This is a genomic window from Amycolatopsis sp. NPDC004368 (genome assembly GCF_053602515.1).
On record NZ_JBSGDT010000047.1, the window covers coordinates 1 to 13544 of the forward strand.

The 13544-nt window shown below is 67.7% G+C and carries 16 protein-coding genes; 11 read left to right on the plus strand and 5 right to left on the minus strand.

Going from position 1 to position 13544, the window contains the following annotated elements; translation table 11 throughout:
• Positions 1–388: 388 nt before the first annotated feature.
• Positions 389–1027: a zinc ribbon domain-containing protein gene (locus tag ACWEOE_RS37815; RefSeq protein WP_452017931.1), complete on the plus strand. Its 639-nt coding sequence runs from the start codon at positions 389–391 to the stop codon at positions 1025–1027.
• Between the two features lie 10 nt (positions 1028–1037).
• On the opposite strand, the gene ACWEOE_RS37820 is transcribed toward ACWEOE_RS37815, so the two are convergent.
• From ACWEOE_RS37820 to ACWEOE_RS37840, 5 genes are all read right to left on the minus strand, one after another.
• Positions 1038–2537, minus strand: a complete 1500-nt coding sequence (locus tag ACWEOE_RS37820) for a hypothetical protein (RefSeq protein WP_452017933.1) — start codon at positions 2535–2537, stop codon at positions 1038–1040.
• On the minus strand, positions 2538–3695 hold the full coding sequence (locus tag ACWEOE_RS37825) for a hypothetical protein (protein ID WP_452017935.1): 1158 nt from the start codon (positions 3693–3695) through the stop codon (positions 2538–2540).
• 16 nt (positions 3696–3711) lie between these two features.
• Entirely contained in the window at positions 3712–4035 is a 324-nt protein-coding gene (locus ACWEOE_RS37830) for a hypothetical protein (protein ID WP_366575807.1), read from the minus strand.
• Entirely contained in the window at positions 4035–4598 is a 564-nt protein-coding gene (locus ACWEOE_RS37835; RefSeq protein ID WP_452017937.1) for a YbaB/EbfC family nucleoid-associated protein, read from the minus strand. Before ACWEOE_RS37835 ends, ACWEOE_RS37830 begins: the two co-directional genes overlap by 1 nt.
• Positions 4599–4777: 179 nt before the next feature.
• Entirely contained in the window at positions 4778–5266 is a 489-nt protein-coding gene (locus tag ACWEOE_RS37840) for a GNAT family N-acetyltransferase (protein ID WP_452017939.1), read from the minus strand.
• Between the two features lie 140 nt (positions 5267–5406).
• Here ACWEOE_RS37840 and ACWEOE_RS37845 point away from each other — a divergent pair, with 140 nt between their 5' ends.
• The 10 genes from ACWEOE_RS37845 (at position 5407) to rplB (ending at position 13537) form a co-directional block, all read left to right on the plus strand.
• Positions 5407–5565 carry a hypothetical protein gene (locus ACWEOE_RS37845; RefSeq protein ID WP_452017941.1) on the plus strand — a complete coding sequence of 53 codons (159 nt, stop codon included), beginning with the start codon at positions 5407–5409 and terminating at the stop codon, positions 5563–5565.
• 371 nt (positions 5566–5936) lie between these two features.
• Positions 5937–6311, plus strand: coding sequence for a 30S ribosomal protein S12 (rpsL, locus tag ACWEOE_RS37850; protein WP_003102113.1), 375 nt, complete (start codon positions 5937–5939; stop codon positions 6309–6311).
• Positions 6311–6781 carry a 30S ribosomal protein S7 gene (gene rpsG, locus ACWEOE_RS37855; protein ID WP_007031033.1) on the plus strand — a complete coding sequence of 157 codons (471 nt, stop codon included), beginning with the start codon at positions 6311–6313 and terminating at the stop codon, positions 6779–6781. Before rpsL ends, rpsG begins: the two co-directional genes overlap by 1 nt.
• A gap of 63 nt (positions 6782–6844) precedes the next feature.
• Complete coding sequence (fusA, locus tag ACWEOE_RS37860; RefSeq protein WP_452017943.1) at positions 6845–8944, plus strand: elongation factor G; 2100 nt, start codon at positions 6845–6847, stop codon at positions 8942–8944.
• A 126-nt stretch (positions 8945–9070) separates the two neighbouring features.
• On the plus strand, positions 9071–10264 hold the full coding sequence (tuf, locus tag ACWEOE_RS37865; RefSeq protein WP_452017945.1) for an elongation factor Tu: 1194 nt from the start codon (positions 9071–9073) through the stop codon (positions 10262–10264).
• A 430-nt stretch (positions 10265–10694) separates the two neighbouring features.
• Positions 10695–11000: a 30S ribosomal protein S10 gene (gene rpsJ, locus ACWEOE_RS37870; RefSeq protein ID WP_003102098.1), complete on the plus strand. Its 306-nt coding sequence runs from the start codon at positions 10695–10697 to the stop codon at positions 10998–11000.
• A 34-nt stretch (positions 11001–11034) separates the two neighbouring features.
• Positions 11035–11691: a 50S ribosomal protein L3 gene (gene rplC, locus ACWEOE_RS37875; RefSeq protein WP_452017947.1), complete on the plus strand. Its 657-nt coding sequence runs from the start codon at positions 11035–11037 to the stop codon at positions 11689–11691.
• Complete coding sequence (gene rplD, locus ACWEOE_RS37880; RefSeq protein ID WP_452017949.1) at positions 11688–12377, plus strand: 50S ribosomal protein L4; 690 nt, start codon at positions 11688–11690, stop codon at positions 12375–12377. The genes rplC and rplD overlap by 4 nt, the downstream gene beginning before the upstream one ends.
• Positions 12374–12685: a 50S ribosomal protein L23 gene (gene rplW, locus ACWEOE_RS37885; protein WP_220246080.1), complete on the plus strand. Its 312-nt coding sequence runs from the start codon at positions 12374–12376 to the stop codon at positions 12683–12685. Before rplD ends, rplW begins: the two co-directional genes overlap by 4 nt.
• A 15-nt stretch (positions 12686–12700) precedes the next feature.
• Positions 12701–13537, plus strand: coding sequence for a 50S ribosomal protein L2 (gene rplB / locus ACWEOE_RS37890; protein WP_452017951.1), 837 nt, complete (start codon positions 12701–12703; stop codon positions 13535–13537).
• Positions 13538–13544 lie beyond the last annotated feature (7 nt).

Below are 13544 nucleotides of genomic sequence, written 5' to 3' on the forward strand. Positions count from 1 at the left end.
CCTCGACAGCGAGGTCGATGGGGTGTCCCGCTGGCCAGTGCAGAAGCTGTATCGACGATGGAAGATGCATGGCAGGCTTGCGCTGGTGAGCAAGTCCAGCAAGGCGTCGTACTTTTCAAGCTTCTGGCGGTGCAGCGTTTCCTGTCCGGAGAGCTGGCCGCCCAGCTGGCCACTGAGCTGGGGTTGTCGTCTCCGGTGTACCCAGACCCTCGCTGCCTAGACTCTCAATTACCGAGTCCAACTTTCGGGGCCCACTTCACCCGGGTTTCCGGGGCGGGGGCCTTTCTCTTGTGCTGCCGTTCAGCTGAGATGAATGCGTTCGGTAGTCGCGTTGTTGTCGGCACTTCTACGGTCCCGGGGCCGGTGGCGCGGACCTAGCGTGGCAGCCGTGGCTGACGTCGTGCCGTTCACGGACAACTTCTCGGATCTCTCCAACACCCAGGGCTACCAGTTCGAGTTCCGCTGCGAACGCTGCGGCAACGGCTTCCGCTCGGCCTTCCAGCGCGACGCGGTCGAAACCGGCCGCGGTGTGCTTCGCGCGGTGGGCTCGTTCTTCGGCGGCAAGCTGCAGGACCTGAGCTACTCGGCCGACCAGTGGCGCTACGACCGCGCCACGAACTCCGCCGCGAAGGACCGCGCGCTCGCGGCCGCGGTCAAGGAGATCTCGCCGAGCTTCCGCCAGTGCCGCGGTTGCAGCGACTGGATGTGCGCGGACCAGTGCTGGAACACCGAGATCGGCCAGTGCCTACGCTGCTCGCCCAGCGTCGCCGAGGAGGTCTCGCGCGCCCAGGCCGCCGCCCAGCGCGACCAGATCTGGAACCGCGCCACCGAGCGCGACTGGACCCGCGACCTCGACCTCGACACCCGCGCCCACCTCACCTGCCCCAGCTGCGGCGTGAAGGCCGAGGGCGGCAAGTTCTGCGCCGCCTGCGGCTCGTCTTTGGCCCCCACGGTCCACTGCACCGAATGCGGCAAACCCTCCCAAGCCGGCGCCGTCTTCTGCGGCGACTGCGGCACGCGGCTGTAGCCGGCCGGGCTTACGAGACGGCCGGTTCCTGGGCCTTGCGCAGCTTCCTGAGGCGCCGGGGCGGCCTCGGCCGGTAAGTGGCCTTGGCGAGCAACACGCCCGCCAGCAGCGGCAGCAGGGCGAGGAGCAGCACGATCACCGCGGCGTAACTGCTTTCCAGGACCGGGTGCCACCAGATCGGCCCGATCTCCACGTCGACCACATCGCCCTTGGCGGGCAGCTGGTCGATCCATTCGGTCGACACGACGTGGGTCGTGCCGTCGAGGACGTAGCTGCCGCGGACCCAGTCGTTGCTGCCGGTACAGCCGCCGCGCCCGGGAGCACAGTCGCCGGCGTAGCCTTCGTGCGCTTCGAGAACGGTCAGATGGGTCTGGGGCGACACGTTGACCAGTGCGGTCAGGGAGTTCAGGACCGGCAGCAGCCCGAGCAGCGTGAGGGCCAGCGCGATCACCGTGCGGGTGGTCAGCGACACCGACGTGACCGGCTGCCGGTCCGCGGCCTCGCGGAAGCGGTTGACCGGTGTCCGCAGGAACCCGCCGCGGCCGCCGTTCCAGGAGTTGTAGCTCGTGTCGGAACCGGCGGCCAGCGCGGCGAACGCCTTGTCCCCGCCCCAGACCTCCCACACCGGCGCGGGCACGGCCGCGGCCAGCATCGCCAGCCGGCGCGAGTTGCCGAACACGCGGTCTTCGGTGAGCGCGCCCGACTCGGTGGTCCACATCGCGTCGCCGTGGAAAGCCACCGAGTGCACGCGGAACCACAGGTCGCGCAGCAGCAAGGCGCGCACCTCAGTGGTCAGCACGGCCGCGGCGAACTCCGGATCGGACGTGGTCACCGTGAACCGGCGGTCGAACTCGGCGTCGACCTCGAATGTGTCCAGCCCGAGATCGGGCTTCAGCCAGCCGAACGAGTTCCGGGTGATCCGCGCGTCTTCCAGCGGGGTGAAGTGCTCCGGCTCGAACGCCCCGGTCCGCGGCGAGATCACCAGCGCCGGCACCTTCGGGATCCGCAGCTGCACCGACGAGTTGATCGAGTCGATCTGCTCCGCGACCCTGCCGATCGCGGCGCCCGGCTCCTCGGGGTTGATCGGGTTGCTCGAGTACTCGGTGCCCAGTACCCGGTGGCCCTGCTGGTCGAACTCGACCTTCGTGCGCACGGGACCGGGATCCGGGTGGTCGAGCGCCACCCCCCGGCCGAGGTGGGGGAGCACCCCGAACGTCTGCCGGCCAGTCGAGCCCGCGATCCGGGCGATCCACGTGCGCTGCCGCCAGGCCCGCCACGCCACCAGCGCGGCGAACGCCACCGGGAACGCGATCCACAGCAGCTGGGGCACGACGCTGCCGGTGCCCGCCGAAAGCCAGTACAGCGCCGTCACGGAGCACACGGCCCCGCACAGGACGTAACACCCGGTCGCGGCCACACCGTTGCGCCGTTCAAGCCGGCCCGCGAGCCACAGCAGCGCGAAGCCCAACGCGAAACCGCCGACGATGAACCACGGCTCGAACAAGTCCATCTACTGGTCCATGTCCAGGTTCTCGCGGGTGTCCTCTTCGGAGTGGTAGCCGGCCGCATCGCTGCCGCCGCGGGAACCCACGATGTCGCGGGTGTTGTCGATCGCCTTGTTCGCGAAGTCGAAACCGGCCTTGCCGTTGTAGGCCGACCCCTTGTCGAGGTCGCCGAGCTTCACGCCGGTCACGCCCTTGAGGGCCTCTTCACCGCCGGCTTTGACCGACTCCTTGAGGGCCTCGACCGTCGCCGCGCCGCGGGAGTTCGTCGCCGAGGCGAGCGCGCCCGTGGCGGCCTTCTCCATGCCCGGCGTCATGCCCGCGCCACCCGACGGGGTGAGCTTGCGGCCCTGCTTGATCAGGTCGTCGGTCCACTTCGCGAGGAAGGTCATGAACTTCTGGAGCAGCTCGCCGAGCTTCCCGAGCTTCGAGGTGATCTTCGTGAACGCACTGGCCGCCTTCGCGATCGAGGCGGTCATCGCCGCGGCGACGGAGGAGCCGAGGCTCACGATCGAGGCGGCCAGCGCCGGCAGCCAGATGTAGATCAGCCAGCTGACCAGCTCGCTGATGATCGCCTTCACGACCTCCTCGATCACGGTCATGACCATCGACCACATCTGGAGCGTCTCGGCGATGCCGCCCGCGGTCGAACCGACGCCCTTGATGCCCTCGGAGAACTGGTCCAGGGACTTGCGCGCGGCTTCGCCGCCATCGCCGACCCAGGTCCGCAGCTCGTCCTTGCCCTTCTTCGCGAAGTCGTCGCCGAGCTTGACGAAGCCTTCGCCGATCTGGCTGAAGTTTCCGGCCGCGTCCTTCAGCGAGTCGCCGTCGCCGGTCACGAAGTGCAGCGCGTCCTGCAGTGGCGAGATGAGCTCGAGAAGCATGTTGAGCCCGTTGCTCACCAACCAGCCGACGGGGTCGAGCGCGAAGCTCGCCACATCCATCGCGGCGTTCGCGACGAAGCCCGCGCCGTCCTGCAGCATCTGGCCGGTGGCCGCGGCGAAGTCGCCGGCGTCCTCGGCGTCGCCGAAGTTCTCGACGGCCCGGTTGACGCCTTCGACGCCCTTTCCGATGAACGGCGTTTTCTCTCCGACGTCCTTGACGGTTTTCCAGGCGCCGTCCTCTTCCGGCTTCAGTTTGACGCCGTCGGCGATGCTGTCGGCCATTTCGGTCTCCCCCTGCTCAGAGCGGTCCGTCGATGTTCGCCTTGAACTTGCCGAAGGTCATGACGGTGTCCTTCTCGTGGCCGTCGTAGATCTCCGCGGCCTGGTTCATCTTCCCGCCGAGCGTGTCGACGCCGGTTTTCATGAGTTCGAGCATCTGGCGCAGGTCGTCGAGCTTGCTCGTGTACGTCTGCTTCACCGCCAGCCCGATCAGGCCCCACGACTTGTCCGTGACGTCGGCCTGGTTCACGAGGTTGCCGAATTTGGTCGTCTCGTCCTTGTAGTGCGGCAGCGTGCTGGAGGCGTAGGTCTTCAGGATCTGCGGATCCACGTCGTGTGCCATCAGTCCTCCTCGTGGTCCCACAGGCGGCGGACGCCGTCGTCGGTCGGTTTGGCCGGTGGGGGCGGCGGGGGAGCGGCCGGGGGCTCGTCGCGGCGCAGGATGTCGCCGTGTTCGAGGTCGTCGTCGGAGAGGGGGCGGGGTGCCGGCTCCGCTTCCGAGGCTTTGGACTTCAGCTCTTCGGCTGTGGTTCCCATCGCTTCGGCCTGGGCTTCGAGGACCTGGCCCGACACGTCGATGCCGAAGGCGGCGCCCACGTGCGCGTCGACGATGCCGGCCTGCTTCAGCGTGGCGTCGGCGACGGCGCGGTGCAGAGTGGACAGGATCGTCGCGGCCAGTTGCTGCGGCTGCCGGCGCAGGGCGTCGGCGGTGAGCCGGATGTCCTTCACGGACCCGCCGGCGCCCGCGACGACCGTGATGGCGCGGTCGGGGGACGTGGCGGTGGCCTCGAGCGCCGTCACCTCGTCCTGCATGTCGCCGACCTTGGCGAAGCTCGCCTCGGCTTGTTTGATCCTGGTCTGGAACTTCTCGAACTCGGCGACGAGCCGATCGAGCTCAGCCGACACGGCGGCCCCCTCACGTGCGCATGCGTACGGACGTGCGGGATTATGCCGCTTCTGTCGTGTTCGCGCTGCGAAGTCGTGAATTTTTCCCGGACGGGGTGATGGCGGTACCCGCGCACCGGCTCGACCCAGAAGATCCTTTGTGGACAAGGAAAATCCAGTGTGGACGGGCCGGAACCCTTTCACCCCAGCGTTTTCGAGAACCAGTGCTCCGCGTACTTGTCGTCGTTGAACGGTTCGACCTCTGTGTACCCGATCCGCGCGTACAGCGCCCGCGCCTCGACGAGATCGTGGCGGGTGTCGAGGCGCAGCACCTCGGCGCCGAGCGAGCGCACCGCGTCCTCGGCCGCCGCGACGAGCCGCGCGCCGCCACCCCGGCCGCGGTGCTCCGGGCGCACGTAGACCTTCGTGAGCTCGTTCAGCCCCGGCCGCACCACGCGCGTGCCGGCGCAACCGGCCACGGTGCCGTCGGGCAGGCGGGCGACGAGGAACGCGCCGGTCGGGGCGACGAGATCGGTGCCCGGCTCGTCGGCCAGGGCCTGGTCGACCTCGGCTTCGGTGGCCGGGCGGCCCCAGTAGCGGCTCGCGACGTCCGTGAGGTATTCGCGCAGGATCGCGCGCGCGTCGAAGTGGTCGACGGAAATCGGCGTGATCGTCCAGTTCGTCGTCACGGAATCATGGTCGGCCGCGTGTCCACTGGTTAACGGGCAAGTCGATCACCTCGGCAAAGCGACGTCCAGTCCCCGTGTGTCACCCGTTCGTGGAATGGGTAGCGTGCGAGCCGCAGGGAAACCGACTTGAGGAGTGCGTCATGGACGGCAACGGCACCGCCGACCGGCCTGAAGAGGGGCAGCAGGAAACCCAGGGCCACCACGCCGCGCCTGAGGGGGCCGGCGTCCACCCGCTGATCGATCTGTCGCGCGACCCGAACCCGGGGCGGCCCGACCACGCGAAGCCGGACGAGGAATAGCGGGGACGTCCGTCACGTTCCACACAACGGGACCCGTTCGGCGAACCCGGCGTCGCTCTGGCCGCAGAGCCCCTATCTGGGGTTACGATGGGCGGTCGCCGTCCCTTCGGACCCCCCGCCCGGACCGCCCGTCAAGTGGCCGGGTATCTTTGGAGACCGTGCCCGGCAGGCGTCGGGCCGCTCCGCGTGCCGTACGGCATGAGCGGGGTGCTCGCGCACCCGGTTCACCGGCCTCGTCCACGTGGGGTTCCGACGGAAAACCCCTTCGGGAAAGTACCGGTCGAGAGACCGTGACGCGGGCCGACACGCCCGACCGCGGGGGCCGGTGAAGACACGAAGAAGCAGCAAGATCGCGACAGAAAGCTGGTCCATTGCCCACGATCCAGCAGCTGGTCCGCAAGGGCCGCCAGGACAAGGCTGCCAAGCAGAAGACCGCGGCCCTCAAGGGGAGCCCGCAGCGTCGTGGCGTGTGCACCCGCGTGTACACCACGACCCCGAAGAAGCCGAACTCCGCTCTGCGCAAGGTTGCTCGCGTGAAGCTGACGAGCGGCATCGAGGTCACGGCGTACATCCCCGGTGAAGGTCACAACCTGCAGGAGCACTCGATGGTGCTCGTGCGTGGTGGCCGGGTGAAGGACCTGCCTGGTGTTCGCTACAAGATCATCCGCGGTTCGCTCGACACCCAGGGTGTGAAGAACCGCAAGCAGGCGCGCAGCCGCTACGGCGCGAAGAAGGAGAAGAGCTAATGCCCCGCAAGGGACCGGCCCCGAAGCGGCCTCTGATCTCCGACCCCGTCTACGCCTCCCCGCTGGTCACCCAGCTGGTGAACAAGGTGCTGAAGGACGGGAAGCGGTCGCTGGCCGAGCGCATCGTGTACGGCGCGCTGGAAGGCGCTCGCGAGAAGACCGGCACCGACCCGGTCGTCACGCTGAAGCGCGCGCTCGACAACGTGAAGCCCACCATCGAGGTGAAGAGCCGCCGCGTCGGTGGTGCCACCTACCAGGTGCCGATCGAGGTCAAGCCCGGCCGCTCCACCACGCTGGCCCTGCGCTGGCTGGTCTCCTTCTCGCAGGCTCGCCGCGAGAAGACCATGATCGAGCGGCTGCAGAACGAGCTGCTCGACGCGAGCAACGGCCTTGGCGCCAGCGTCAAGCGTCGTGAAGACACGCACAAGATGGCCGAGTCCAACAAGGCCTTCGCGCACTACCGCTGGTGATGACCGCCCGGCTGCCGATCCAAGCCATGCCGGGCCCCACGCTCGAGACAGGGGAACACTCTCGTGGCACGTGAAGTGCTGACCGACCTGAACAAGGTCCGCAACATCGGGATCATGGCGCACATCGACGCCGGTAAGACCACCACCACCGAGCGGATCCTGTTCTACACCGGGATCAACTACAAGATCGGCGAAGTCCACGACGGCGCCGCCACCATGGACTGGATGGAGGAGGAGCAGAAGCGGGGTATCACCATCACCTCGGCTGCCACCACCACGTTCTGGGCCGATCACCAGATCAACATCATCGACACCCCCGGGCACGTCGACTTCACCGTCGAGGTGGAGCGCTCGCTCCGCGTGCTCGACGGCGCCGTGGCCGTCTTCGACGGCAAGGAAGGTGTCGAGCCGCAGTCCGAGCAGGTCTGGCGGCAGGCGGACAAGTACGAAGTCCCGCGCATCTGCTTCGTCAACAAGATGGACAAGCTGGGTGCCGACTTCTACTTCACCGTGCGCACCATCGAGGAGCGCCTCGGTGCCCGGCCGCTGGTCATCCAGCTGCCGATCGGCGCCGAGAACGACTTCGAGGGTGTCATCGACCTCGTCCGCATGAAGGCGCTGACCTGGCGGGGCGAGGTGAGCAAGGGCGAGGACTACGAGATCGAGGACATCCCCGCCGAGCTCGCCGACCGCGCCGCCGAGTACCGCGAGAAGCTGGTCGAGGCCATCGCCGAGACCGACGACTCCCTGATGGAGAAGTTCCTCGAGGGCGAGCAGCTCACGGAAGCCGAGATCAAGGCCGGCATCCGCAAGCTCACCGTCGCGCGCGAGGCGTACCCGGTGCTCACCGGCTCCGCGTTCAAGAACAAGGGCGTGCAGCCGATGCTGGACGCGGTCATCGACTACCTGCCGTCCCCGCTGGACGTGCCGGCCGTCGAGGGCACGCTGCCCGACGGCGAGACGCCGGCCCAGCGCAAGCCGTCGGTCGACGAGCCGTTCTCCGCGCTCGCGTTCAAGATCGCCGCGCACCCGTTCTTCGGCAAGCTGACCTACATCCGGGTCTACTCGGGCAAGGTCTCCGCGGGCGCCCAGGTCGTCAACGCGACCAAGGAGCGCAAGGAGCGCATCGGCAAGCTCTTCCAGATGCACTCCAACAAGGAGAACCCGGTCGAGGAGGCCCAGGCCGGCCACATCTACGCGGTCATCGGCCTGAAGGACACCACGACCGGTGACACGCTGGCCGACCCGCAGAACCCGGTCGTCCTCGAGTCGATGACCTTCCCGGATCCCGTCATCCGCGTGGCCATCGAGCCGAAGACGAAGGCCGACCAGGAGAAGCTGTCGCTGGCGATCCAGAAGCTGGCCGAGGAAGACCCCACCTTCCAGGTCCAGCTCGACGAGGACACGGGCCAGACGATCATCGCGGGCATGGGCGAGCTGCACCTCGAGGTGCTGGTGAACCGCATGAAGTCCGACTACAAGGTCGAGGCGAACATCGGTAAGCCGCAGGTCGCCTACCGCGAGACGATCAAGCGGACCGTCGACAAGCTCGACTACGTGCACAAGAAGCAGACCGGTGGTTCCGGCCAGTTCGCGAAGGTCATCGTGAAGCTGGAGCCGCTCGAGACGACCGACGGTGCACTCTACGAGTTCGACAACAAGGTCACCGGTGGCCGCGTGCCGCGGGAGTACATCCCGTCGGTCGACGCGGGCGCACAGGACGCCATGCAGTACGGCGTGCTGGCCGGCTACCCGCTCGTCGGGTTGAAGTTCACCTTGTTGGACGGCGCGTACCACGAGGTCGACTCTTCGGAGATGGCGTTCAAGATCGCCGGTTCCATGGCGATGAAGGAAGCCGCGAAGAAGGCCGGCCCGGTCATCCTCGAACCGCTGATGGCCGTCGAGGTCACGACTCCCGAGGACTACATGGGTGACGTGATCGGTGACCTCAACTCCCGCCGTGGCCAGATCCAGGCCATGGAGGAGCGCGCCGGTACCCGTGTCGTGAAGGCACTGGTGCCGCTGTCGGAGATGTTCGGTTATGTGGGCGACCTGCGGTCTCGCACCCAGGGTCGCGCGAACTACTCGATGGTGTTCGACTCCTACGCCGAGGTTCCCGCGAACGTCGCGAAGGAAATCATCGCGAAGGCGACGGGGGAGTAGTTCCCCCTCGCTCGCGGGCATAAGGATCACTCCTGAACGTCCGCAGCAAAGACGAGAAAAAATCGCCGGCCGGCAGCCACGCCGGCCGGTGAGCACAAAGCGAAATCAGTCCAGGAGGACATTCCAGTGGCGAAGGCGAAGTTCGAGCGGAGCAAGCCGCACGTCAACATCGGGACCATTGGTCACGTCGACCACGGCAAGACCACGCTGACCGCGGCGATCACCAAGGTTCTGCACGACAAGTACCCCGAGCTCAACGAGTCGCGTGCGTTCGACCAGATCGACAACGCGCCCGAAGAGCGCCAGCGCGGTATCACGATCAACATCTCGCACGTCGAGTACCAGACCGAGAAGCGCCACTACGCCCACGTGGACGCCCCCGGTCACGCGGACTACATCAAGAACATGATCACCGGTGCGGCCCAGATGGACGGCGCGATCCTCGTGGTCGCGGCGACCGACGGCCCGATGCCGCAGACGCGTGAGCACGTGCTGCTCGCCCGTCAGGTCGGCGTGCCCTACATCGTTGTCGCGCTGAACAAGGCCGACATGGTCGACGACGAGGAGATCCTGGAGCTCGTCGAGCTCGAGGTCCGCGAGCTGCTGTCCTCGCAGGAGTTCCCGGGCGACGACGCGCCGGTCGTGCGCGTCTCGGGCCTGAAGGCTCTCGAGGGTGACGAGAAGTGGGCCGAGGCCGTCCTCGAGCTCATGACCGCCGTCGACGACAACGTGCCGGACCCGGTGCGTGAGCTCGACAAGCCGTTCCTCATGCCGATCGAGGACGTCTTCACCATCACCGGTCGCGGCACCGTCGTCACCGGCCGCGTCGAGCGTGGCGTGGTCAACGTGAACGAAGAGGTCGAGATCGTGGGTATCCGCGACAAGTCGACCAAGACCACCGTCACCGGTGTCGAGATGTTCCGCAAGCTGCTGGACCAGGGCCAGGCGGGCGACAACGTCGGCCTCCTCGTCCGCGGTATCAAGCGCGAGGACGTCGAGCGCGGCCAGGTCGTCGTGAAGCCGGGCACCACCACCCCGCACACCGACTTCGAGGGCCGGGTCTACATCCTGTCGAAGGACGAGGGTGGCCGTCACACCCCGTTCTTCAACAACTACCGCCCGCAGTTCTACTTCCGCACCACCGACGTGACCGGCGTCGTGACCCTCCCCGAGGGCACCGAGATGGTCATGCCGGGCGACAACACCGACATCTCGGTCCAGCTGATCCAGCCGGTCGCGATGGACGTGAACCTGCGTTTCGCCATCCGCGAGGGTGGCCGGACCGTGGGCGCGGGCCAGGTCACCAAGATCATCAAGTGACGTCGACGCCCCTGACCTGAGGTCATTACACCCCCGGGTCAGGGGCGTCAACTCACGTGTGCGACACTATTCAGGTTGCTCGTCCCGGGGCGGCCGAATCCTCGAGTTGTTCGATTGACTCACGGGGTTCCGGCCGCCCCTGTACGAGCGGCCACGGTCCGTCCAGCTCTTCCTTCGGGGTGAGGCTAGCGGGCAAAGGCCAAGTGGCCGGCGGCGCTGTTGTGCAGTAGCGGTGCAGCGAAGCCGACTCGCGGCCTCCTCACGTTGAGGAAGACCAGGCAGGACGATCCCACGGGATCGGTCTGTGCGTCGGGCGCGACACGCCCGACCGCGTGGACCGGGGACAGGGCCGTTGAACTGCTGAAACCGGGGCTCAGGCCCGGGTTGACGAGACAAGCGGCACGAGACGACGAAGGAACGAGCAGCCACCATGGCGGGACAGAAGATCCGCATCCGGCTCAAGGCCTACGACCACGAGGCGATCGACACCTCGGCGCGCAAGATCGTGGAGACGGTCACGCGCACCGGCGCCCGTGTTGTCGGGCCGGTGCCGCTGCCCACCGAGAAGAACGTTTACTGCGTCATCCGCTCGCCGCACAAGTACAAGGACTCGCGCGAGCACTTCGAGATGCGCACCCACAAGCGTCTGATCGACATCCTCGACCCGACGCCGAAGACGGTCGACGCGCTCATGCGCATCGACCTGCCGGCGAGCGTCGACGTCAACATCCAGTAGCAGCGGCTGGCGAGCGGCGGAGAGTAAGAGACTCATGTCTGACAGGCAGATGAAGGGCATCCTGGGCACCAAGCTCGGCATGACCCAGGTCTTCGACGAGCAGAACCGGGTTGTCCCGGTCACCGTCGTGAAGGCCGGTCCGAACGTGGTCACCCAGGTTCGGACCCAGGACAAGGACGGCTACGCGGCCGTGCAGCTGGCCTTCGGTGCGGTCGACCCGCGCCGGGTCAACAAGCCGCGCACCGGCCACTTCGACAAGGCGGGCGTGACCCCGCGGCGCTACCTCGCCGAGCTGCGTACCACCGACGCGGACACCTACGAGGTCGGTCAGGAGATCACCGCCGAGGTGTTCGCCGCCGGCGTCGAGGTCGACGTCACCGGTACCAGCAAGGGCAAGGGCTACGCCGGTGTCATGAAGCGCCACGGCTTCAAGGGCCAGGGCGCGAGCCACGGTGCCCAGGCCGTGCACCGCAAGCCGGGTTCCATCGGTGGCTGCGCCACCCCCGGCCGCGTCTTCAAGGGCCTGCGCATGGCGGGCCGGATGGGCTCCGACCGGGTCACCACGCAGGGTCTGACCGTGCACGCCGTGCGCGCCGAAGACGGCCTGCTGCTGATCAAGGGCGCGGTGCCCGGTCCCAAGGGCGGCCTGCTGTTCGTTCGCAGCGCCGCGAAGGGTGGTAAATCCGAATGACAAGCGTCGAGCTGAAGACCCCGGCCGGTAAAGCCGACGGCACGGTCGACCTCCCCGCGGAGATCTTCGACGTGCAGGCCAACATCGCGCTGATGCACCAGGTCGTGATCGGCCAGCTGGCCGCCGCGCGCCAGGGCACGCACGACACGAAGACCCGTGGTGAGGTCTCCGGTGGCGGCAAGAAGCCGTACCGGCAGAAGGGCACCGGTCGTGCCCGCCAGGGTTCGACCCGCGCGCCGCAGTTCGCCGGCGGTGGCGTCGTCCACGGCCCCACGCCGCGTGACTACACGCAGCGCACCCCTAAGAAGATGAAGGCCGCCGCTCTCCGTGGCGCTCTCTCCGACCGGGCGCGCGCCGGGCAGCTGCACGTCGTGACCGAGCTGGTCACCGGCGAGAAGCCGTCGACCAAGGCCGCCAAGACCGTGCTCGCCGCCGTCACGCAGGCGAAGCGCGTGCTCGTGGTGCTGCACCGGGCCGACGAGCTGTCCTGGGTCTCCCTGCGGAACCTCCCCGAGGTCCACCTGCTTTGGGCGGACCAGCTCAACACCTACGACGTGCTGGTCAACGACGACGTCGTGTTCACCAAGGCCGCGTACGACGCGTTCGTCGCAGGCCCCGCCCGTGGCAAGGCCGTCAAGGCCTCCGCGCGGTCGGGCGAAGTTTCGGAAGGGAGTGACGAGAAGTGAGCTCGGTCGCCATTCCGGACCACCGCGACATCCTGCTCGCGCCGGTCATCTCCGAGAAGTCCTACGGGCTGCTCGAGGACCACAAGTACACGTTCATCGTCCGCCCGGACGCCAACAAGACCCAGATCAAGATCGCGGTCGAGAAGGTGTTCGGTGTCAAGGTGGTCAGCGTCAACACGGCCAACCGTCAGGGCAAGCGGAAGCGGACTCGCGCGGGCTTCGGCAAGCGCAAGGACACCAAGCGCGCCATCGTGACTCTTTCGCCTGAGAGCAAGGCGATCGAGATCTTCGGCGGACCCACCGCGTAAAGGACTGAGCTGACAATGGGCATCCGCAAGTACAAGCCGACGACCCCGGGTCGTCGCGGTTCGAGCGTCTCGGACTTCGCCGAGATCACCCGCTCCACGCCGGAGAAGTCGCTGCTGCGTCCGCTGAGCGGTTCGGGCGGTCGCAACTCGTCGGGCAAGATCACCACCCGTCACAAGGGTGGCGGCCACAAGCGCGCCTACCGCGTCATCGACTTCCGTCGCAACGACAAGGACGGCGTGCCGGCCAAGGTCGCGCACATCGAGTACGACCCCAACCGCACCGCGCGCATCGCGCTCCTGCACTACGCCGACGGCGAGAAGCGCTACATCATCGCGCCGGACAAGCTGAAGCAGGGCGACACCGTCGAGAACGGCCCGCGCGCCGACATCAAGCCGGGCAACAACCTGCCGCTGCGCAACATCCCGGTCGGCACCGTGGTCCACGCGATCGAGCTCCGCCCCGGTGGCGGCGCGAAGATGGCGCGCTCCGCCGGCGCCCGCGTGCAGCTGGTGGCCAAGGACGGGCCTTACGCCCAGCTCCGGCTGCCCTCGGGTGAGATCCGCAACGTCGACGTGCGCAACCGCGCGACCGTCGGCGAGGTGGGCAACTCCGAGCACGCGAACATCAACTGGGGCAAGGCGGGTCGCAACCGCTGGCGCGGCAAGCGCCCCACCGTCCGTGGTGTCGTCATGAACCCGGTCGACCACCCGCACGGTGGTGGTGAGGGCAAGACGTCCGGTGGTCGCCACCCGGTGAACCCGAACGGCAAGCCCGAGGGCCGCACGCGTCGCCGCAAGGCGAGCGACTCGTTGATCGTCCGCCGCCGTCGCACCGGCAAGAACAAGCGCTGAGCAGGGA

Coding starts and splice junctions, on each gene's coding strand:
- ACWEOE_RS37820 (WP_452017933.1), bottom strand. CDS start 2,537: ATGGACTTGTTCGAGCCGTGGTTCATCGTCGGCGGTTTCGCGTTGGGC.
- ACWEOE_RS37825 (WP_452017935.1), bottom strand. CDS start 3,695: ATGGCCGACAGCATCGCCGACGGCGTCAAACTGAAGCCGGAAGAGGAC.
- ACWEOE_RS37830 (WP_366575807.1), bottom strand. CDS start 4,035: ATGGCACACGACGTGGATCCGCAGATCCTGAAGACCTACGCCTCCAGC.
- ACWEOE_RS37845 (WP_452017941.1), top strand. CDS start 5,407: ATGGACGGCAACGGCACCGCCGACCGGCCTGAAGAGGGGCAGCAGGAA.
- rpsG (WP_007031033.1), top strand. CDS start 6,311: ATGCCCCGCAAGGGACCGGCCCCGAAGCGGCCTCTGATCTCCGACCCC.
- rpsJ (WP_003102098.1), top strand. CDS start 10,695: ATGGCGGGACAGAAGATCCGCATCCGGCTCAAGGCCTACGACCACGAG.
- rplC (WP_452017947.1), top strand. CDS start 11,035: ATGTCTGACAGGCAGATGAAGGGCATCCTGGGCACCAAGCTCGGCATG.
- rplD (WP_452017949.1), top strand. CDS start 11,688: ATGACAAGCGTCGAGCTGAAGACCCCGGCCGGTAAAGCCGACGGCACG.
- rplB (WP_452017951.1), top strand. CDS start 12,701: ATGGGCATCCGCAAGTACAAGCCGACGACCCCGGGTCGTCGCGGTTCG.